Here is a 20,239-nt window from a genome sequence, read left to right as displayed (position 1 = left end):
CAACTTTGATTATGATTACATTCCCCAATGCCAAAATCAATCTCGGCCTCAATATCGTGGGCCGGCGGCCTGACGGCTATCACAACATAGAAACGGTGTTCTACCCTATCCCACTCTGCGACGCGCTCGAAATCAGGCGCATGGACGAAAGGTTTCCCAGCGAGGTGGACTGCGATCTCAAGGTGACGGGTAACGCCGTGGACTGCGACGAGCAAAAAAACTTGGTGGTGAAGGCCTACAATCTGTTGGCTGCCGACTTCTCGCTGCCGCGTGTCCATGCCCATCTCGTGAAGCGCATACCCTCGCAAGCCGGCTTAGGGGGAGGTTCGAGCGACGGTGCCTATATGATCAGGTTGCTTGACGAGCGTTTCCGGCTCAACATCGGCATCGCCGAGATGGAGCGATACGCCGCCCGTCTGGGGGCCGACTGCCCGTTTTTCATCACAGCCATGCCCTCCTACGCCACGGGCATCGGCGAAATCCTTGCTCCGGTTGACGGCCCCAAGGGCAATCTCGGGGGCTACAGGCTGGCAGTGGTGAAGCCCGACATTGCCGTGAGCACGGCCGAGGCCTACAGCCGCATTACGCCGGCACAACCGGCCAAATGTTGCCGCGACATCTGCCGGCAGCCCATCGCCACGTGGCGGGATGAACTCACCAACGATTTCGAGAAGCCCATCTTCGCCATGCACCCCATGCTGGCCGACATCAAGCGACGGCTCTACGACCTTGGGGCGGTCTATGCGCAGATGAGTGGCAGCGGCAGTGCCCTCTTCGGCATCTTCAAGCAGGAGCCGCACAACATCGCCACAGCTTTCCCGGGGCTTTACACGGCGGTGATGGAACTTTGAAAAATTCAAAAATTAAAAGATTCAAAGATTCAAGAATTAAAAAGGTAAAAGGCTCCTGCAATTCGCATCATTCGGAGCATTCGCCGACATTTATCATTTCTTTCGGCGAATGCCCCGAATGATGCGAATTTTTCTGTGAAGCTATTTCTTTTCGCAGGAATACAAGCCGATGACGAAAACACCGGACAATCTCCGCCTTCGTCTATAATGCAAAAAGGGTGCGCCAACAACTTGGCGCACCCCGGAATCTAATCCTGTTCTTATAAAGATTTGGAAACGATTGACTAATCTGAATTTCCGACAGCCGGCCTATTAGGCGAGCACATAGTTCTTGATGTCTTCCTCTACGGTGGCATTGGTGCCCAGTCCGAAGTTCTCAACGAGCACTTTCAGCACGCCTTCCGACACAAATGCGGGGAGCGTGGGACCGATGTGGATGTTCTTCACCCCGAGGTGGAGCAAGGCGAGAAGCACGATGACGGCCTTCTGCTCATACCAAGCGATATTGAAGAAGATGGGCAGGTCGTTGATGTCGGCCGCACCGAAAATCTCTTTCAACTTCAGGGCCACCACTGCCCAACTGTAGGAGTCGTTGCACTGGCCGGCGTCGAGCACGCGGGGGATGCCGTTGATGTCGCCCAAATTGAGCTTGTTGTATTTGTATTTGGCACAACCGCTGGTGAGAATCACCGTGTCTTTGGGCAGAGCCTTGGCAAAGTCGGTGTAGTAGTTGCGGTCTTTCATGCGCCCGTCGCAACCGCTCATCACGACAAACTTCTTGATGGCACCGCTCTTCACGGCCTCCACCACCTGATCGGCCAGAGCGAACACTTGCGCATGGGCGAAACCGCCCACTATCTCTCCCTGCTCAATCTCGGTGGGAGCCTCGCAGGTCTTGGCCAGCTCTATCACCTCGGAGAAGTCCACCCGCCCGTTGGCATCGGCCTTGAGGTGCTTCCAACCGGGATAGCCGGAGGCATTGGTGGTGAACACACGGTCCTTATAATTGGCCGATGGAGACGGGGGCACGATGCAGTTGGTGGTGAACACGATGGGGCCATTGAAGCTGGCAAACTCCTCCTTCTGCTTCCACCAAGCGTTGCCGTAGTTGCCCACGAGGTGCTTGTATTTCTTCAACTGCGGATAGTAGTGCGCCGGCAACATTTCGCTGTGGGTGTATACGTCGATGCCGGTGTCCTCGGTCTGTTGGAGCAGTTGTTCGATGTCGCGCAGGTCGTGGCCGGAGATGAGGATGCCGGGATTCTTGCCCACGCCGATGTTCACCCGTGTGAGTTCGGGATTGCCGTAGGCAGTGGTGTTGGCCTTGTCGAGCAGGGCCATGGCATCCACGCCAAACTTGCCTGTTTCAAGAACCGTGGCGAGCAGCGTGTCCATGTCGGCCGATGGGTCGCTGATGATGCCGAGGGCCTTCATCATGAAGTCGATGATGGCCTCGTTGCGCTGGTTGAGATGGGAAGCGTGCTCATAGTAGGCGGCCATACCCTTCAGGCCGAGCACGGTGAGCTCCTTGAGCGAGCGCAGGTCGGCATCTTCGTTGCGCAAGATACTTTCGCGGTCGCCCTCGGCCCGATAGTCGGCCTTCTCGCCTCCCCACTTCACCTCCTGATAGTCGGGCAGACTCACGCCCTTGTCCTTGGCTATGAGCAGCAGCTGCTTCTTGATGGCAATGGCACGATCCACCTTTTCGAGGATGGCACTGTCATCGAAGTTGGCATTGGTGATGGTGGTGAAAAGGGCATCCACAATCATGTCGCCCACCGGCACTTTATCGTAAGCCACACCGGCTTCGCTGAGCGCATGGCCTATTGTACCCACGCCGCGCACCACGCTTAGCAACAAATCTTGCCAACGAGAGGTCTCGGGCAGTTTACCACACACGCCGCGAACGGTGCAACCCGTTCCCTTGGCTGTTTCCTGACACTGAAAACAAAACATTTGATTCTCCATGTTCGTCGTAATTCTTGTTGTTTGTATAATTCGACGGCAAAATTAGACAAAACCGAAAACGCCTGCGGTAACAAATGTTACACGCAGGCGTTAATATTCATTAAATAAAAGCTTCGCCCCCGGCTTCGCTTCTCTTTCACTTCCCCGTCTCTTTCGGCGTACGCTTGGAGCGGTGGTAGGAGCGGTACTCGTCGAGCGGAATTTCGACATCAGGCTCATGCAGCTCGCCTGCATGAGGCAAGGCGAAGCGCATGTAGCGGATGTTGAGACCGCGCTCTATCCACATAGACTCGTAGTAGGTCTGGATGGCGAGCAGGCGGCGCGTCTCCTCGTCGAGGCCTTCCTCATGGTAGAGGTCTTCGGTGCGGAAAGCCACAGGCAGGCTGTTCTCGCCGGCCATGTAAGTGGTGTAGGTGAACAGGAAGTTGGAGTCGGTCTTGAGATGAACTAATCCTCCGTCTGTCAGAAAACGGCGGTAACGGTTCATAAAATAGGTGGATGTGAGACGCTTGCGCGGGTTTTTCATCTGCGGGTCGGAGAAGGTGAGCCATATCTCCTGCACTTCGTCGGGAGCGAAGAAGCGGTCGATGATCTCGATGTTGGTGCGCAGGAAGGCCACATTTCCCAGACCGGCCTCCAGAGCCTGTTTGGCTCCTGTCCACATACGGGCTCCCTTGATGTCCACCCCGATAAAATTCTTGTCGGGATAGAGGCGTGCCAACTCCACGGCATATTCCCCCTTGCCGCATCCCAGTTCGAGCACAATGGGATTGTCGTTGTGGAAATAATCTTCGCGCCAACGGCCTTTCATCTCAAACGGCACGTTGTCAATCACCGAAAAAGGATATTGAAAGACATTCTTGAATGTCTCCATCTCTGCAAACTTAGCTAATTTTCCTTTGCCCATCGTTCTGTTTCTTTTGCTGCAAAGGTACGAGTTAAGTGTGAAATACGCAACTTTTAGCCCCCTTTTGTTGTGTTTCTCCATAGACGATAATACTCCCTTGACGGTACGAATCCGTCAAGGGGGCATCACTATCTTTCCAGATGGGCATCGTCACCCATCCGTTATTACACAGCAGGAAGTACCGTCAGGCTGCCGGCATCTCCTTCTTCAGGTCCTCATAGAAGTGTACACGGGTGGTCTGCCAATAGGGAACAAGCCAGAGGAAGCCGATGCCGAGGGTGAGAGAGGCAAGAATAACCCAACCGATGAAGCTCAGGTCGAGCAGGAAGAGTTGCAGCTTGTGGCCGTCCATGAGGCGCATACTCTCCTTGATGGCATCGTCGCAACTTATTTCGGGATTGTCCTTGAATACGTAAGGGGCCATGGCGTAGGAGTAGGCCTTGATGATACCGGGGATGATGAGCAGCAGTGTCCAAAGTACGGTGTAGATACCCACGAGAAACGGAATAAGGAAACTCTTGGGCAGCCACGGCTTCTTGAATCCGAGGAAGAGCGAGTTCACCTGCGTGCGGCCTTCGCGGACATACTCAAGGAAGAGCACTTGCAATGACCAACCGAGGGGAATGAGGCCCAAATAGAACAGGAAACCGACAGTCTGCCGCACCACGGACGAGTCTTTGTTGCCCATGACGCCGGCCACGACAAAAGTGATGATATAATAAATCAAGGTACAGATGACGGGTGTGCTCCAGCCCTTGTCCAATGAGGCCAAGGCGCGATTTTTGTAAGCGGAAATTGAATCCATAGTTTTAATGATTATAAAGTTTGAAAATAAATGAATCAAAACAAGATGCCGTTGCCTCATCTTGGCGATGGGACAACGGCATGGGCGGTTTATTCGATGACGACGGTGGTCCAACCGTGCTTGTCTTCCACAGTGCCGTATTGGATGCCGCGGAGCGTGTCATAGAGTTTGCGCGACATCGGACCGGGCTCTGCCCCGAAGTCGTAGTGTGCTCCCGTGTCGAGGTCGTCGATGTAGGAGATGGGGCTGATGACAGCCGCTGTGCCGCAGGCTCCGGCTTCCTCGAATGTGGCCAGTTCCTCCTCGGGAATCTGCCGGCGCTCCACCTTCATGCCCAAGTCCTCGGCCAACTGCATGAGACTCTTGTTGGTGATGGACGGGAGGATAGAGGTCGACTTCGGAGTGACGTAGGTGTTGTTCTTGATACCGAAGAAGTTGGCTGCCCCGCACTCGTCCATGTATTTCTTTTCCTTCGCGTCGAGGTAGAACTCGCAGGCATATCCCTTCCTGTGGGCGATGTCATTGGCGCGCAGGCTGGCCGCATAGTTGCCGCCCACCTTGTACATGCCCGTGCCGAGCGGTGCCGAGCGGTCGAAGTCGCGTATGATGACGTAGGGGTTGCTGGAGAACCCTCCCTTGAAGTAAGGGCCTACGGGGGTGACGAAAATCATAAAGAGATATTCCGTGGCCGGGTGTACGCCCACCTGCGCACTGGTGCCGATGAGCAGCGGACGCACATAGAGCGTGGCACCGCTCTCGTAGGGCGGAATCCACTCCTGATTGAGGCGCACCACCTTCTTCACCATCTCCACAAACAGGTCTGTGGGCACTTCGGGCATCAGGATGCCTCGGCAGGTGCTCTGCAGGCGTGCCGCATTGTCTTCGACGCGGAACACGCGCACTTTGCCGTCGGCGCAGCGATAGGCCTTCAGTCCCTCGAAGGCTTCCTGTCCGTAGTGCAAACTCGTGGCGGCGATATGCAGTTTGAGATACTCATCGGAGCAAACTTCCACTTCACCCCACTTGCCGTCGCGATAGTAGCAGCGCACATTGTAGTCGGTCGGCATGTATCCGAACGACAGATTAGCCCAGTCTAAATTCTTCATAATCAAAATATTTTAATCGAATATGCTTGCAAAAGTAAGTATTTTAAAGCATTTTTGCAACATTTTTCGCACTTTTTTGCCCTTCTTGCGCAATTATTCGCGATGAACCTTCGGGCCCTTCTCCCCTCACGGCAAGAGTTTCTTGATTTCGGCATCGGTCTTGGTGAGTTTGTCGCGGCAGAGCTTGATGAGCTGCTGGGCAGTCTTGAGGTTGGCTGCCAGTTCGTCAATGTCATACTCGTCGTTTTCCATCTTGGCCACGATTTCCTCCAGTCGGTGCACGGCCTCCTCATATTTCACATTCTTTTCCATATATGCTAAGATTCTATTCTCGATTTCAAAATGCCCTTCTCCAGCCGCGTCTCGATCATGTCGCCCGCCGAGAGTTGCCGCGGGTCGCGCACCACCCTGCCCTCGTGCAGCGTGATGCTGTAGCCCCGGCGGAGCAGGCGGTCGGGATTGAGGGCCTCCACGCGTTGCCCGAGCAGGGCCAGCCGGTGGGTCTCGGTCTGCAAACGGCGCTCCAAGAGTGGCTGAAGGTCGCGCCCGACGAGCTGCAGCCGGTGGGCGGCACGCTCCAACCGGTTGTCCACCAACTGCACCAACCGGCTTTGCAAGACATTGAGCCGGGCCTCTCCGCGGCTCCTGACGAGTGAGAATTGCAGGGGAATGGCCGATGCCAGCTTGTCTATCCGCATACGCTCCCGCTCCATCCGGAGGCGCACCACGCGCACCATGCGCTCCCCGGCACCATCGATGCGGGCTTCCACATCGGCCAACCGCGCCACCAGAAAGGCTGCCGCGGCCGTGGGAGTCTTCACCCGCGTGTGGGCCACCATATCGAGCACGCTCTCGTCGCGCTCGTGTCCGATGCCCGTGATCACGGGCAGGGGGAAGTTGGCCACATTCTCGGCCAGTGCCAAGGTGTCGAAACCGGAAAGGTCGCTGGTGGCCCCGCCGCCACGGATGATGACCACCACGTCAAACTCTCCGGCCCGTGCGTTGATGGCATCGAGCGCAGCGATGACGCTCTGCTCCACCTGTTCGCCCTGCATGGTGGCGGCAAAAAGTTCGGTGTGGAAGCAGAAGCCGTAGTCGTTGGCGGCCAACTGGTCGGCGAAATCGCCATAGCCGGCAGCCGACGCGCTCGACACCACGGCCACGCGCTGCGTGAAGAGCGGGAGCCGGAGTTCCTTTTGCAGGTCGAACACGCCCTCGGCCCTCAGCCGGGCAATGATTTCCTGCCGGCGGCGGGCCATGTCGCCCATCGTGTAGGTGGCGTCGATGTCGTCGACTATCCATGAGAAGCCGAAGTTTTCGTGAAACTGCGCGTGCACCTGCAACATCACTTTCATGCCCGAGCGCAGCCCTTGGCCCGTGAGCCGCTCGAATGCCGGGCGTATGAGCATCCAGCGGTTGCGCCAGCAGTTGGCCCGTGCCCGGGCTATCGGGGTGCGCGAGGCCTCGTCTTTCTGTATGAGTTCCATGTAGCAGTGGCCGTAGCTTTCGCGCACATCCGACAGTTCGGCCTGCACCCAGTAGCTGTCCGGCATGTCCACCTCGATGGTCTCCCTGACCAGCGCGTTCAGTTCGTATAGCGACAGAGGTTTCTTCATGGCACTCATTTTTTCGTTTTCTCCCCCCGTCCGTTCACGTAAGCACTCCAGAAGTCGGGCAGCCCGTAGCCGTACACGTTGTCGGGGTGGGCATAGTTGTGGGCCGAACGGCGCACGAGGTCTTCTATCTCCAGGGCCGTCTTGTCGGGCAAAGCCTGCCACAGACAGGCCACCATGCCGGCTATGAGCGGGGCGGAGAACGACGTGCCGATGTCGTTGATGATGGAACCGCGCCCGGTGATGACAGAAGTGGGACTGCCAAAGGCCATCACGTCGGGTTTCACGCGCCCGTCGGCCGTGGGCCCTACGGCACTGAAGGGGGCATTCACCCCGTTGGGACTGATGGAACCGACGGTCAGGATGTCCCGGGCATCGGCCGGGCAGTTGATTTTCTTCCACGTGCCCATGCCGTCGTTGCCCGCGCTGTTGACTAGCACGATGCCCTTGCCGGCAAGCATCGAGGCCGTGTGTGAGATGAACGACTGTTCGCCGTCGAGCTGGGCGTAGGTGTGGTCGGTGGAACGGTCGTCGAATCCGTGGTAGCCCAGCGAACTGTTGATGACATCCGCGCCCAGCGAGTCGGCATATTCCACGGCTGCGGCCCAGTAGTCTTCTTCGGCCAGACTCTCCGTCTGCTCGTCCTCGCAACGCACGAGCACGTAGGTGGCCTCCGGAGCCGTACCTATATAATAATGTGGAACCCGGGCCGCCAGCACCGAGAGCACCATCGTGCCGTGCTCCATCTCTTGAAACATGTTGCCCGACCGGGGCACCACAAAGTCGGCACACCCGGCTATCTTGACCTCGTGCAGGGCGGGTATGCGATCGGTGTTCATGAAGCCCCCGTCGAGCACGGCTATCATCTTGCCCTCGCCTCGGAAACCGGCGGTGTGCAGCCGACGGCCGTTGAGGTTGTCTATCTGCTCGCGGGTGCTGCCGTATTCGTCGGCTGTGGAACTGTCCCACTTGTTAAACTCCTTGTGAAACGACGAGCGCACGCGCTTGTCCACCGAGTCGGGGGCGGTGAACACCTTGGTCATCCGCACCACGAAAGGCAGCTCCTTGAGCCGGGCCAACTGCTTCTCCGATGCCACGCGCACGAGCAGTGTGTTGTTCCACTTGCTCCGGCCCACCACATCGAGCCCCCGTTCCCTCACAGCCTGCACATAGACGGGCGACACCGGAAGGTCGGTCGAGTCGACCACCAGCCGCTGCCACCTGCGCCGTTCCACCGCGCGCGGCGAGAGAAATTCCTCCGGCCTTGCCAGCGAGAACGGGCAGCCCTGCTTGTCGGCAAGGTTGACACGATAGAGCCGGCATCGCCCTCCGGGATAGGAAATCTTTCCGGCACCGTCGGCCTGCCGTGCCGGAAGTGCTGCCGCCCAGAGCAACAGGCCCACCGCCACGATGATTTTCCCGATTATATCTCTTTTCATGTCTGTTCTTTTCACTTCCTGCAAAGATACGACAATTCGCTGTAACATCAGCAGAAAATCGGCAGATTAACGAAAATAATTCTTTTCTCGCGCTCTCCCCCTACGCTGCGCTTCTGCGTGCCGGAAACCGCGAGGGTGGCGGGGGCACGGCAGCTCCGGCAATCTGTAAAAAGTGTTACTTCCACATGCTGTGCAGTAAAAATTCGTTTAAGGGAGATGATCTATATCAAAAATAGCTTAAAAAGAGGCAGATTTTGCAGGAAAAGTTTGGTGTGTTCGTACACAAAGCGTAACTTTACATCATCAATAGGACAGATTTGAGGTTATAATAAGATTGTTTAGGTTAGTAATAAGTACATTTAGGTTTTTAGTTATTAGGTTTAAAGATTTGTTTCAGACGATAGGCTTTAGTTAAGGTAACAAAAGATTGAGGATAACAAAAGAGCGAAAGAGTCGCTCATCTTTCTGCAAATAAATGTATCAGAATAGATAGATGCAGCCTTGGAAGTGATTCCGAGGCTGTTTCGTTTTTATGCCCCACCACTCCACGACCGCCCGCTTTCACGCTGCCCGCGGGCCGGCTCACACTGTGTTTCAAATCGCCAAACGCTACTTTTTCTTGACAAAAAGCTTTCATCTGGAACGCTTCAACCAGCACGAGGTAGCGACCGGAAAAGACCGGAAAACCACTGCCACCGGCCCATAAAGACCAACCGCCCATATCAAAGGGCCACACTCACGCGCCCAAACAGGCCGAGCGACAGTGCCAAAGAGCCGGAGAGACCCGTTCAAAGGGCCTCTTTCAGCCGCCCGTTCGGCCCGTTTGACAATCTCGTCAAGCCTTCCGGTAATGTCAAGAAAAGTCAATCCGTTGAATGTCAGAGGGTTGGAAACTTCGCTGAAATGCGCGTGTGCGCAGCCGCGGAAGCATCGCCGGAAAATATCGCAAGCACAAGGCGCGAAAACGGACAAATAGTTTGACATTCCCGGGACGGCGGAAGGGGGAAGAAAGACGGAAAGCAAACGGCAGATTCATCTTTTGATTTTCCGTTCTTTTAAATCTTTAAATTCCTGAATCTTTGGATTTTTCCAATCTTCAATTTCCCGACTTCTTGTCCTTAATTAAATCTTTGAATTTTTGAATCTTTGAATTTTTCAATTTTAAATAAAACTATGTATCAAGATTTTTTCTTACCTTTGCACTATGGACAACAAAAAGGCGACTCTCGAACTGGGCACCAAACCGGTGGGCAAGCTGCTCGTGCAGTATGCCACGCCGGCCATTGTGGCCATGACGGCAGCCTCGCTCTATAACATCGTAGACAGCATTTTCATCGGTCAGGGGGTGGGTCCGCTGGCCATCTCGGGACTGGCCATCACGTTCCCGTTCATGAATCTGGCCAGTGCGTTCGGCGCTGCAGTGGGCGTGGGGGCCTCGACCTTCATCTCCGTGAAGCTCGGACAGAAAGACTATCAGACGGCCGAAAACATCCTTGGCAACACCTTGACGCTGAACCTGATAATCGGCATCGGCTTCACGCTGCTCACGCTGCTCTTTCTGAGCCCCATCCTGCGGTTTTTCGGGGCGAGTGACGCCACGTTGCCCTACGCCCGCGACTACATGGAAATCATTCTGGCGGGCAACGTGTTTTCGCACACCTACTTCGGCATGAACGCCGTGCTGAGGGCGGCGAGCAAACCGCGACAGGCGATGTATGCCACCATCTTCACGGTGGTGATGAACACCCTGCTCGACTATCTCTTCATCATGGTCTTCGGATGGGGCATCCGCGGGGCGGCCTATGCCACCATTCTGGCACAGATGATGGCGCTGGCGTGGCAGATGTGGCTGTTCAGCGACAAGCGGCAGCTGCTGCACCTGAAGCGCGGCATCTACGGGCTGAGGGCCGAACTGGTGAAAAACATCATCGGCATAGGCATCTCGCCGTTTGCCATGAACGTGTGTGCCTGCGTGGTGGTGATATTCATCAACCAGCAGCTGGTACACTTCGGGGGCGACTTGGACGTGGGTGCCTACGGCATTTCCAACCGCATGGGGTTCATGTTCGTGATGCTCGTCATGGGCATCAACCAAGGCATGCAACCCATCGTGGGCTACAACTACGGGGCACAGAAGCTCGACCGCACGATGGGGGTGCTGAAGCTCGGCATCGTCTTTGCCACGGTGATTATGACCGCCGGCTGGCTCATCGCCATGCTGCTGCCCTACTACTGCGCCCGCCTCTTCACCACCGACGCCACACTCATCCGGCTGGCCATCAAGGCCATACGCATTCTCATGCTGGTATTCCCCATCATCGGCTACCAGATGGTGGTGACCAACTTCTTCCAGAGCATCGGCAAGGTGAAGATCAGCATCCTGCTCAGTCTCTCGCGCCAGTTGCTGCTGTTGCTGCCGCTGCTCGCCGTGCTGCCCGAGGTGTTCGGCATCGACGGCGTGTGGTATGCCATGCCCGTGAGCGACTTCCTCTCGGCGCTGCTGGCGGCGTGGGTGATGGCGGTGTATATGCGCAAATTCAAGAAACAACATAAAGCGTTGACCTATGGAAGACAAGAAGAACCTCATCATTAACATCGGAAGACAGATAGGCAGCGGCGGGCATATCATCGCCCGACAGCTGGCCGAGGAGTTCGGCTGCCGGTTCTACGACAAGGAAATACTCAACCTCGCGGCCAAGGAGAGCGGCTTCTCGGAGAAGTTTTTCGAGCAGCACGACGAGCAGCGGGGATTCCTCCGCTCGCTGTTCCACACCCACATACCGTTTGTGAGCGACAACAATTTCTATAAGAACGACCTCTCGCAGGAGAGTCTTTTCCTGTTTCAGAGCGAAGCCATCGGCAAGGCGGCCGACGAGGGCAGCTGCGTGTTTGTGGGGAGGGCGGCCGACTACATCCTGCGCGACCGGCAGAATGTGGTCAACATCTTCGTCACGGCCCACATCGACCGGCGCATACAGCGCGTGTGCAAGCGGCAGGGCATTGACCGGGCCGCGGCGCGGAAATTCATCAAGGAGAAGGAGGAGGAACGCGCGGCCTTCTACAACTACTACACGGGCAAGCGCTGGGGACACAGCGAGAGCTACGACCTGTGCATCGACTCGTCGGTGCTGGGAGTGGAAGAGACGGGCGTGTTTGTGGCCGATTTCATCAGACGGCGCTTCGGCATGACCCCGAAAACGACAATATAGGCACAAGGCACGCATGAAGACAATAGGCATCATCAGCGACACCCACAGCTATTGGGACGACCGCTACGAGGAACATCTGGGCGAGTGTGACGAGATATGGCACGCCGGCGACATCGGCAGCATCGAACTGGCCGACCGCTTCGAGGCCATGCGCCCGAGGTTCAGGGCCGTGTGGGGCAACTGCGACGGATACGACCTGCGCAGCCGCTACCGGGAGACGCTGCGCTTCAAATGCGAGGATGTGGATGTGCTGATGAAGCACATCGGCGGCTATCCGGGCAAGTATGACCCGTCGATACGCAACATGATCTATGCCTCGCCGCCCAATCTCTTCATCTCGGGGCACTCGCACATACTCAAAGTGATGTCCGACAAAGCACTCGGATTGCTCCACATCAATCCCGGGGCAGCCGGACTGCAGGGCTGGCAGAAGGACAGAAGTCTCGTGAGACTGACCATCGAGGGCAATAAATTCACCGATTGTGAAGTTATCATATTGAAAAGGAACGCGTAGAGGCACTTCCGGATGCAAGGCAAGGAGGGGGAAAGCTGTCAACACACCCAAGCAACGAGACCGTTGCCTTTGACTCCTGACGGGCGAAACGGATGCCGACTCCCGCCGCCACCTTTTATTTCTAAAATAAAATAATAATAAAAAAACATATCCGTATGAAAACTTACTTAGTGACCGGTGCCGCAGGTTTCATCGGTTCCAACTACATCAAATACCTGCTTTACAAGAAATACCGGGACGAAGACATCAAGGTGATCGTTCTCGACGCACTCACCTACGCCGGCAATCTCGGCACCATCAAGGACGACATCGACGACCGCCGCTGCCTGTTCGTGAAGGGGGACATACGCGACCGCGAACTGGCCGACCGCCTCTTTGCCGAGCACGACATCGACTATGTGGTGAACTTTGCCGCCGAGAGCCATGTAGACCGCTCCATCGAAGACCCGCAACTCTTCCTGAGCGTGAACATCCTCGGCACGCAAAACCTCCTCGACGCTGCCCGACGGGCTTGGGTCACGGGCAAGGACGCGCAGGGATACCCCACATGGAAGGCCGGCAAACGCTACCATCAGGTGTCCACCGACGAGGTGTATGGCAGTCTGGGGGCCGAAGGCTACTTCACCGAGCAGACTCCGCTCTGTCCGCACAGTCCCTATTCGGCTTCGAAAACGAGTGCCGACCTCTTTGTCATGGCCTACCGCGACACCTACCACATGCCCGTGAGCATCACCCGATGCTCCAACAACTACGGGCCCTACCACTTCCCCGAGAAGCTCATTCCGCTCATCATCAACAACATTCTTGAGGGCAAACGGCTGCCCGTCTACGGCGAGGGCACCAACGTGCGCGACTGGCTCTATGTGGAAGACCACTGCAAGGCCATCGACATGGTGGTGCGCGAGGGCCGCGAAGGGGAAGTGTACAACGTGGGAGGACACAACGAGATGAGGAACATCGACATCGTGAAGCTCACCATCAAGACCATACACGACATGATGGCCGGCGACAAGGAGCTGCGCAAGGTGCTCAAGAAGCAGGTGCTTGACGACCACGGCGACATACGCATTGACTGGATCAACGACAGCCTCATCACCCACGTGGCCGACCGCTTGGGCCACGACCAACGTTATGCCATCGACCCGACGAAGATCAAGGACGAACTGGGCTGGTATCCCGAGACCAAGTTTGCCGACGGCATCGTGAAGACCATCAAATGGAACCTTGACAACCAGCAGTGGATCAAGGAGGTGACATCGGGCGACTATCAGAAATACTACGACATGATGTATGCCGACAGCAAGCATGGGGAGATATGATGATGTTTGAGGAGTTAAAGGGAGTTAAGGAGTTAAAGGGAGTTAAGACGTATGCCTTATAGCCAAGAGGCTGACGGCTTAACTTCTAAAATGATAAAAAAGTCAGTGAAGAGCTGTTGTCTTAACTCCCTTTAACTCCTTAACTCCCTTTAACTCCTAACCACATCTCCTAACAACCAACCACTACAATGAAAAAAATTCTCTTATTGGGCTCGGGCGAACTGGGCAAGGAACTCGTGATTGCGGCCAAGCGCAAGGGCCTCTATGTGGTGGCCTGCGACCGCTACGACAACGCACCGGCCATGCAGGTGGCCGACGAACGGGAGGTTTTCTCCATGCTCGACGGCGATGCGCTTGAGGCTGTGGTGCGCAAGCATCGGCCCGACATCATCGTGCCCGAGATTGAAGCCATACGCACCGAGCGGCTGTTCGACTTCGAGAAGGCCGGCATACAGGTGGTGCCGAGTGCCCGGGCGGTCAACTACACGATGAACCGGCGGGCCATCCGCGACCTCGCCGCCAAGGAACTGGGGCTTCGCACGGCCAAATACTTCTACGCCAAGACCTTCGACGAGTTCCGCAAGGCGGCCGACGAGATAGGTTTCCCCTGCGTGGTGAAGCCGCTGATGAGCTCGTCGGGCCACGGACAGAGCTACGTGCATAGCGACGGCGAACTGGAACAGGCTTTCCGCGATGCGATGGAGGGCAGCCGGGGCGATGTGAAAGAGATCATCATCGAGGAATTCATCGACTTCGACAGTGAGTTTACCCTGCTCACCGTGACCCAAAAGCAGGGCCCCACCCTCTTCTGTCCGCCCATCGGCCACATACAGAAAGGTGGCGACTACCGCGAGAGCTGGCAACCCTTCCGCCTCCCCGACGAGGCGCTGAAGGCCGCCGAAGACATGGCCCGCAAGGTGACGGAGGCCCTCACGGGCTGCGGGCTGTGGGGCGTGGAGTTTTTTCTCTCCCGGCAGGGAGAAGTCATCTTCTCCGAACTGAGTCCGCGCCCGCACGACACGGGCATGGTGACGCTCGCCCACACCACCAATCTGAGCGAGTTTGAGCTCCATCTGCGTGCCTTCCTCGGCCTGCCCATCCCGGCCATCCGACTGGAGCATTGCGGCTGCTCGGCTGTCATCCTCTCGCCGGTGGAGTCGGCAGGCCCGCTCGACTACCATCTCGAAGAGGCTCTCCGGGAAGACCGCACGCGGCTGCGCATCTTCGGCAAGCCCGAGGCCCACGTGGGTCGGCGCATGGGCGTGGCCCTCTGCTACGACGACCTCGGGGCCGACATGGATGCCCTGCGTGACAAAACGAAGCGGCTGGCCAAAACTGTCTTGGGAACAGACCCGTATGCAAAGTTCTAAAGGATATATCATCGACCTGCCCAAGATCGTCGACCCGCGGGGCAATCTCACCGTGGCCGAGGGGTTGAAAGACGTGCCCTTCGAGGTGAAGCGCGTCTACTGGACCTACGACGTGCCCTCGGGCGAAAGCCGGGGCGGCCATGCCCACCGCTGCTGCGAGGAGTTTATCGTAGCCGTGAGCGGTTCGTTCGATGTCACGCTGGACGACGGTCGCGAGCGCAGGACTTTCCATTTGAACCACCCCTACCAAGGTCTGTATGTGGGGACGGGCATTTGGCGCACACTCGACGACTTCTCCTCGGGAGCCGTATGTCTGGTGCTCGCCTCCGAAAGGTTTGAGGAGGAAGACTACATACGCGAATACGACGACTACACGGAATATCTGAAATGTTTGAAATAAAGCGATACACCCCCGCCGATGAGGCTGCGTGGAACGATTTCACGGCCCGCTCACGGCAGGGCACGTTCCTCCTCGACCGCCGCTACATGGACTACCATGCCGACCGCTTTGAGGACTTCTCGCTCATGGTGTATCACAAAAACCGCCTCTATGCCCTCCTTCCGGCCAACCGCATGGCCGACGGCACCCTCTGCTCCCACGGCGGACTCACCTACGGCGGACTGCTCACCGACGAGAAAGCCACCGCCGGCGGCGTGTGCGACCTCTTCGCGCTCCTCAATGGCAGGTTGCGGGAATGGGGCATCGGGCGTGTGGTTTACAAGGCCATCCCATGGATTTACCACCGCCGCCCGGCCGAGGAAGACCTCTATGCCCTCGCCAACGTGTGCCATGCCCGGCTCGCGGCCCGCGACATCGCATCGGTCGTGCGCCTCGACAACCGCCTGCGCCTCTCCACCCTGCGCCGCACGGGGGCCCGCAAGGCCATGGAACAGCACGGCATCACCATTGCCGAAGGCGACGACACCGACACCTTTTGGAACATTCTCAACGACAATCTGCACCACAAATACAATGTCAGCCCCGTCCATTCGGCACCGGAACTACGGCTTCTGAAAGCCCGCTTCCCCGACCGCATCCGCCTCTACATGGCCTTCCAAGAGGACAATGTGCTGGCCGGTGCGTTACTGTTCTTGTGTGGGGAAACCGTCCACGTGCAATACATCTCCGCCTCGCCCGAGGGAAAAAGGCTGCACGCGCTCGACCTGCTCTTCTCCCGACTCATCGAGGAGGCCGCCGTGGGCCATCGTTACTTCGATTTCGGCAAGTCCACCGAAGACTGTGGACACTATCTCAACCGCAACCTCATCTTCCAAAAAGAGGGGTTCGGCGGTCGCGGCGTGTGCTACGACTGGTATGAGTGGAACCCCTGAAAACCAAGGAGAAAACACAATGATAGAATATCTGTCACTGAAAAAAGTCACTGCCTGCCACCTCCGCGAGATTCAGGAGGCCGTGGCGGCTACCGTGGAGAGCGGCCGCTATCTGCAAGGAGGGCGCGTGGAAGCCTTCGAGACGGCCTACGCGCGCTACATCGGTACGCCCCATTGCATCGCCTGCGGCAACGGCCTCGACGCTCTCTCACTCATTTTCCGGGCCTATAAGGAGTCGGGCTTCCTGCACGAGGGCGACGAAATCATCGTTCCGGCCAACACCTACATCGCCAGCATCCTGTCCATCACGGAGTGCGGACTGAAGCCCGTGCTGGTGGAACCCGACATCCGGACATTGCAAATAGACGACCGGCTGATAGCCGACAGCATCACGGAGCGCACCAAGGCCGTGCTGCTGGTGCATCTCTACGGGCGTTGCGCCTATACCGAAACTATAGGGGAACTTTGTAAACGCCACTGTCTGAAGTTGATAGAAGACAACGCACAGGCCCACGGATGCACTCATCGGGGGCGGCACACAGGGGCACTCGGCGACGCAGCAGCCCACAGTTTCTACCCGGGCAAGAACCTTGGGGCACTGGGCGATGCCGGAGCCGTGACCACAGCCGACGGGGAATTGGCCGCCGCCGTCCGTGCCTTGGCCAACTATGGCAGCAGTCGGAAATATGTGTTCCCCTACAAGGGGGTGAACAGCCGCATGGACGAACTGCAAGCGGCTGTGCTTTCCGTCAAACTCAACTATCTGGACGAGGAGAACAGCCGGCGCAAAACGATAGCGAAATACTACGAGGAGCACATCTGTAACGGGCATATCCGTCTGCCGGAAGACCACCGGGCCGACAACGTGTATCACATTTTCCCCGTCTTCTGCCACCACCGCGACCGCCTGCAACAGTGGTTGCAGGCGCAGGGCATCGGCACCATGATCCACTACCCCATCCCTCCGCACAAGCAGGAGTGCTATCGGGAGTGGAACGACCGGAGCTATCCCGTGACCGAGGAGATACACCGGACGGAACTCAGCATCCCCTGCAACCAGACCATGAGCAGCGAGGAGGTGATGGCAGTTGTCGAGGCACTGAATGGGTGGGAGGGTAGCCTCACCTCCGATCCCTCTCCGAGGGGAGAGCGGAGTGATGTGCCTATAAACGTGTGGAGCGGACATGAGAAATAAAGTAATGACACACAGCTTGTTGGGAAGTTTCATTCACCAACAAGTTTTTGATGGCGTTTCTCCCGTTTCTTCCGCTTGCTTTTATGCCGCTTGAGCCTGTCCGTGTTTTTTATTGAGGCCATCCATAACCGCCCTCAGCCCATCCGTGACAGTCATTACCCTGCCTTTTGATTTCATCCAAAACCCCTTCAGTTTTGTTCAAAGCCTTTGCGCCATCCGCGCATAGGCTTTGCACAAGGCGGGCAATAGCCATGCACGACACGTGCAACGGCTCCGCACCATTCTGATGAGACTTGGATGACCGACTCATCATCCTGTTATTTATGAGTAAATATCCTGTTCTTTATGGGTATATCACTCCCCTCTCCCCTCGGAGAAGGGCAGGGGGTGAGGCTGTTATCACCTACAGTAAGGCTTTCTTTTCCCTCTACACAATATCCCGCCCGAAGCTCCGTTTTATCATTATAAATTTGAATATAAATATAAACAATGTCTATAGGCACATCACTCCCCTCTCCCCCGGAGAGGGGGCGGGGGTGAGGCTGATTATCCCCCTCCTTCTCATCTCCCTTTTCACCTCATGCGGCATCGAGCGCAACTTGAAGAAAGGCGAGCAACACCTCGCCTTGGGCGAATACTATGATGCCGCCGCACAGTTTAAGCAGGCCTATTCCAAGACACCGCCCAAGGAGCGCGAGAACCGGGGGAAGCGGGCCTTGAAGATGGCCTACTGCTATGGCAAAATCAACTCCACGCCCAAGGCCGTCGCCGCCTACCGCAACGCCATACGCTACGGACAGGTTTCGCTCGACGACCGGTTGGCCTACGCGCGGTTACTGCTGAAAAACGGCGACTATAAACAGGCGGGACGGGAGCTGGAAGTGTTGGTAGATTCGATGCCTGATAATGTGCTTGCACGCAACGCTTTACGTTCTGCGCGCATGGCTCCGCAATGGAAGAAGGAGGGCAGCCGCTACACCGTGAAACGGGCCGATGCCTTCAATTCGCGGAGGGCAGACTACTCGCCCATGCTCTTCGGCGACGAGTACGAACAACTCTATTTCACCTCCACCCGCAATGAGGCGCGTGGCGACGACTTGAGTGGCATCACGGGCACCAAGGCGGGTGACATCTTCGTGGCGCGGAAAGATGACAAGGGACGGTGGATGAAGCCCGAACCGATAGTCTCGGGGCTGAACACCGACTACGACGAAGGGGCCTGCTGCTTCAGCACCGACGGCCGCGACATGTATCTCACCCGCTGCACCACCTCGCCTTCGGCTCCGCGATATGCACAGATCGTAGTGTCACCGCGCGCGGACGCGGCATGGGGCAAGGCTGCGCTGCTCGAAATCACCCGCGACACACTCTCAAGTTTTGCCCATCCGGCCATCTCGCCCGACGGGCAGTGGCTCTACTTCACGAGCGACATGCCGGGCGGCATGGGCGGACTGGACATCTGGCGCGTGCGCATCACGGCGGCAGGACTGGGAGGCGTGGAGAATCTGGGCGAACCGGTGAACACGCCGGGCAACGAGGAGTTTCCCACCTTCCGCCCCAATGGCGACCTCTACTTCTCGTCGGACGGACATCCGGGCATGGGCGGACTGGATATCTTTATCGCTTCAGCAGACCCGCAGACTCGTCGCTACCGGCTATCCCACCCGGGCTATCCGCTCAATTCCGAGGGTGACGATTTCGGCATGACGTTCGAAGGGCCGCACAACCGCGGCTTTTTCTCCTCCAACCGCAGAGACGGACGGGGCTTCGACCACATCTACTCGTTTGACAATCCCGAAATCGTGCAGACGGTAAAAGGGTGGGTCTACGAGATGGAAGGCTACGAACTGCCTGCGGCACAGGTCTATATCGTGGGCAGCGACGGCACCAACAGAAAGGTGGGCGTGAAAGGCGACGGTTCGTTTGAGGAGGTGGTGAAGCCGGGCGTGGACTATCTGTTCATGGCCTCGTGTAAGGGCTTTCTCAACCACCGCGAAGAACTGGGCGTGAAGTCCACGGACGAGAGCAAAGAGCATGTGCTGCAATTTCCGCTGGCCTCGATCACGGCGCCGGTGTTGATAGATAATATCTTCTATGAGTTTGACAAGGCCAATCTCACGCCCGAGAGTACGAAAGCACTCGACGAACTGGTAAAACTGCTCAACGAGAATCCCAATGTGACCATCGAACTGAGTGCCCATTGCGACTACAAGGGAAGCATGGAGTATAACAAGCGGCTCTCGCAGCGGCGCGCCGAGGCGGTGGTGGCCTATCTCGTGGGGCATGGCATCGCCCGCGACCGGCTCACGCCCGTGGGCTATGGCAAGGAGCGGCCCAAGACCATACGCCGCAAGGTGGCGGCCAAATATCCGTGGCTGAAGGAAGGCGATGTGCTCACGGAAGATTTTATCCACCATTTGGATGCCGGGAAACAGGAGGTATGCAACCAACTGAACCGCCGCACGGAGTTCACCGTGTTGCGCACCACGTATGGCATGTTTGACGAGAAGGGGCAGTTGAAGCCTCCCCCGGCCCCTCCGAAGGAGGGGAGTGCCTCGCGGGACACGGGCTCAGAAATATGGATAGAGTGAAACTTAACAGCTATCAACTT

General features: G+C 57.1%; 17 protein-coding genes. 10 read left to right on the top strand and 7 right to left on the bottom strand.

The genetic code is table 11. The features are described 5' to 3' along the window. Positions 1-11 precede the first annotated feature (11 nt). Positions 12-851: a 4-(cytidine 5'-diphospho)-2-C-methyl-D-erythritol kinase gene (ispE, locus tag HMPREF6485_RS12775; RefSeq protein ID WP_004347047.1), complete on the top strand. Its 840-nt coding sequence runs from the start codon at positions 12-14 to the stop codon at positions 849-851. Positions 852-1,163: 312 nt separating this feature from the next. Here ispE and hcp read toward each other — a convergent pair whose 3' ends face one another. The 7 genes from hcp to HMPREF6485_RS12740 form a co-directional block, all read right to left on the bottom strand. After that, a complete protein-coding gene (hcp, locus tag HMPREF6485_RS12770; protein WP_004347043.1) occupies positions 1,164-2,819 on the bottom strand; it encodes a hydroxylamine reductase in 1,656 nt (551 codons plus the stop codon). A 136-nt stretch (positions 2,820-2,955) separates the two neighbouring features. Continuing rightward, positions 2,956-3,726, bottom strand: a complete 771-nt coding sequence (trmB, locus tag HMPREF6485_RS12765) for a tRNA (guanosine(46)-N7)-methyltransferase TrmB (protein WP_004343717.1) — start codon at positions 3,724-3,726, stop codon at positions 2,956-2,958. 184 nt (positions 3,727-3,910) lie between these two features. After that, positions 3,911-4,531 (bottom strand): DUF975 family protein, encoded by a 621-nt coding sequence (locus HMPREF6485_RS12760; RefSeq protein ID WP_044126135.1) that lies wholly within the window; start codon positions 4,529-4,531, stop codon positions 3,911-3,913. Positions 4,532-4,620: 89 nt separating this feature from the next. After that, positions 4,621-5,637, bottom strand: coding sequence for a branched-chain amino acid aminotransferase (locus HMPREF6485_RS12755; protein WP_004347035.1), 1,017 nt, complete (start codon positions 5,635-5,637; stop codon positions 4,621-4,623). Between the two features lie 126 nt (positions 5,638-5,763). After that, positions 5,764-5,949 carry an exodeoxyribonuclease VII small subunit gene (xseB, locus tag HMPREF6485_RS12750; RefSeq protein ID WP_004347033.1) on the bottom strand — a complete coding sequence of 62 codons (186 nt, stop codon included), beginning with the start codon at positions 5,947-5,949 and terminating at the stop codon, positions 5,764-5,766. Between the two features lie 5 nt (positions 5,950-5,954). Continuing rightward, positions 5,955-7,262: an exodeoxyribonuclease VII large subunit gene (gene xseA / locus HMPREF6485_RS12745; protein ID WP_004347031.1), complete on the bottom strand. Its 1,308-nt coding sequence runs from the start codon at positions 7,260-7,262 to the stop codon at positions 5,955-5,957. Further along, on the bottom strand, positions 7,259-8,689 hold the full coding sequence (locus HMPREF6485_RS12740) for a S8 family serine peptidase (protein WP_044126132.1): 1,431 nt from the start codon (positions 8,687-8,689) through the stop codon (positions 7,259-7,261). Before HMPREF6485_RS12740 ends, xseA begins: the two co-directional genes overlap by 4 nt. Positions 8,690-9,893: 1,204 nt before the next feature. Here HMPREF6485_RS12740 and HMPREF6485_RS12730 point away from each other — a divergent pair. The 9 genes from HMPREF6485_RS12730 to porE all read left to right on the top strand — a co-directional run bounded on the left by HMPREF6485_RS12730 (position 9,894) and on the right by porE (position 20,219). Continuing rightward, the gene (locus HMPREF6485_RS12730) at positions 9,894-11,282 is read left to right on the top strand and encodes an MATE family efflux transporter (protein WP_004347023.1); all 1,389 of its coding nucleotides are present in this window, start codon (positions 9,894-9,896) and stop codon (positions 11,280-11,282) included. Then, the gene (locus tag HMPREF6485_RS12725; RefSeq protein ID WP_004347021.1) at positions 11,254-11,898 is read left to right on the top strand and encodes a cytidylate kinase-like family protein; all 645 of its coding nucleotides are present in this window, start codon (positions 11,254-11,256) and stop codon (positions 11,896-11,898) included. The genes HMPREF6485_RS12730 and HMPREF6485_RS12725 overlap by 29 nt, the downstream gene beginning before the upstream one ends. Positions 11,899-11,911: 13 nt before the next feature. Further along, on the top strand, positions 11,912-12,412 hold the full coding sequence (locus HMPREF6485_RS12720) for a metallophosphoesterase family protein (protein ID WP_004347020.1): 501 nt from the start codon (positions 11,912-11,914) through the stop codon (positions 12,410-12,412). A gap of 155 nt (positions 12,413-12,567) precedes the next feature. Then, positions 12,568-13,731: a dTDP-glucose 4,6-dehydratase gene (rfbB, locus tag HMPREF6485_RS12715; protein ID WP_004347018.1), complete on the top strand. Its 1,164-nt coding sequence runs from the start codon at positions 12,568-12,570 to the stop codon at positions 13,729-13,731. A gap of 188 nt (positions 13,732-13,919) precedes the next feature. Next, entirely contained in the window at positions 13,920-15,101 is a 1,182-nt protein-coding gene (purT, locus tag HMPREF6485_RS12710) for a formate-dependent phosphoribosylglycinamide formyltransferase (protein ID WP_004347017.1), read from the top strand. Continuing rightward, positions 15,088-15,501 carry a sugar 3,4-ketoisomerase gene (locus HMPREF6485_RS12705; RefSeq protein WP_004347015.1) on the top strand — a complete coding sequence of 138 codons (414 nt, stop codon included), beginning with the start codon at positions 15,088-15,090 and terminating at the stop codon, positions 15,499-15,501. The genes purT and HMPREF6485_RS12705 overlap by 14 nt, the downstream gene beginning before the upstream one ends. Continuing rightward, a complete protein-coding gene (locus tag HMPREF6485_RS12700) occupies positions 15,489-16,433 on the top strand; it encodes a GNAT family N-acetyltransferase (protein WP_004342541.1) in 945 nt (314 codons plus the stop codon). Before HMPREF6485_RS12705 ends, HMPREF6485_RS12700 begins: the two co-directional genes overlap by 13 nt. Positions 16,434-16,452: 19 nt before the next feature. After that, on the top strand, positions 16,453-17,628 hold the full coding sequence (locus HMPREF6485_RS12695) for a DegT/DnrJ/EryC1/StrS family aminotransferase (protein WP_248622327.1): 1,176 nt from the start codon (positions 16,453-16,455) through the stop codon (positions 17,626-17,628). A gap of 536 nt (positions 17,629-18,164) precedes the next feature. Next, positions 18,165-20,219, top strand: a complete 2,055-nt coding sequence (porE, locus tag HMPREF6485_RS12690; RefSeq protein WP_044126461.1) for a PorE family type IX secretion system protein — start codon at positions 18,165-18,167, stop codon at positions 20,217-20,219. Positions 20,220-20,239 lie beyond the last annotated feature (20 nt).

It is taken from the genome of Segatella buccae ATCC 33574 (assembly GCF_000184945.1).
Classification (GTDB): domain Bacteria; phylum Bacteroidota; class Bacteroidia; order Bacteroidales; family Bacteroidaceae; genus Prevotella; species Prevotella buccae.
The sequence above is the reverse complement of the archived record's forward strand: the minus strand, read 5'-3'. Positions and strand labels throughout refer to the sequence as shown.

Excerpts from the sequence above, each read along its gene's own strand:
- ispE (WP_004347047.1), top strand. The coding sequence starts at position 12 with ATGATTACATTCCCCAATGCCAAAATCAATCTCGGCCTCAATATCGTG.
- hcp (WP_004347043.1), bottom strand. The coding sequence starts at position 2,819 with ATGGAGAATCAAATGTTTTGTTTTCAGTGTCAGGAAACAGCCAAGGGA.
- trmB (WP_004343717.1), bottom strand. The coding sequence starts at position 3,726 with ATGGGCAAAGGAAAATTAGCTAAGTTTGCAGAGATGGAGACATTCAAG.
- HMPREF6485_RS12760 (WP_044126135.1), bottom strand. The coding sequence starts at position 4,531 with ATGGATTCAATTTCCGCTTACAAAAATCGCGCCTTGGCCTCATTGGAC.
- HMPREF6485_RS12755 (WP_004347035.1), bottom strand. The coding sequence starts at position 5,637 with ATGAAGAATTTAGACTGGGCTAATCTGTCGTTCGGATACATGCCGACC.
- xseB (WP_004347033.1), bottom strand. The coding sequence starts at position 5,949 with ATGGAAAAGAATGTGAAATATGAGGAGGCCGTGCACCGACTGGAGGAA.
- xseA (WP_004347031.1), bottom strand. The coding sequence starts at position 7,262 with ATGAGTGCCATGAAGAAACCTCTGTCGCTATACGAACTGAACGCGCTG.
- HMPREF6485_RS12740 (WP_044126132.1), bottom strand. The coding sequence starts at position 8,689 with ATGAAAAGAGATATAATCGGGAAAATCATCGTGGCGGTGGGCCTGTTG.
- HMPREF6485_RS12730 (WP_004347023.1), top strand. The coding sequence starts at position 9,894 with ATGGACAACAAAAAGGCGACTCTCGAACTGGGCACCAAACCGGTGGGC.
- HMPREF6485_RS12725 (WP_004347021.1), top strand. The coding sequence starts at position 11,254 with ATGGAAGACAAGAAGAACCTCATCATTAACATCGGAAGACAGATAGGC.
- HMPREF6485_RS12720 (WP_004347020.1), top strand. The coding sequence starts at position 11,912 with ATGAAGACAATAGGCATCATCAGCGACACCCACAGCTATTGGGACGAC.
- rfbB (WP_004347018.1), top strand. The coding sequence starts at position 12,568 with ATGAAAACTTACTTAGTGACCGGTGCCGCAGGTTTCATCGGTTCCAAC.
- purT (WP_004347017.1), top strand. The coding sequence starts at position 13,920 with ATGAAAAAAATTCTCTTATTGGGCTCGGGCGAACTGGGCAAGGAACTC.
- HMPREF6485_RS12705 (WP_004347015.1), top strand. The coding sequence starts at position 15,088 with ATGCAAAGTTCTAAAGGATATATCATCGACCTGCCCAAGATCGTCGAC.
- HMPREF6485_RS12700 (WP_004342541.1), top strand. The coding sequence starts at position 15,489 with ATGTTTGAAATAAAGCGATACACCCCCGCCGATGAGGCTGCGTGGAAC.
- HMPREF6485_RS12695 (WP_248622327.1), top strand. The coding sequence starts at position 16,453 with ATGATAGAATATCTGTCACTGAAAAAAGTCACTGCCTGCCACCTCCGC.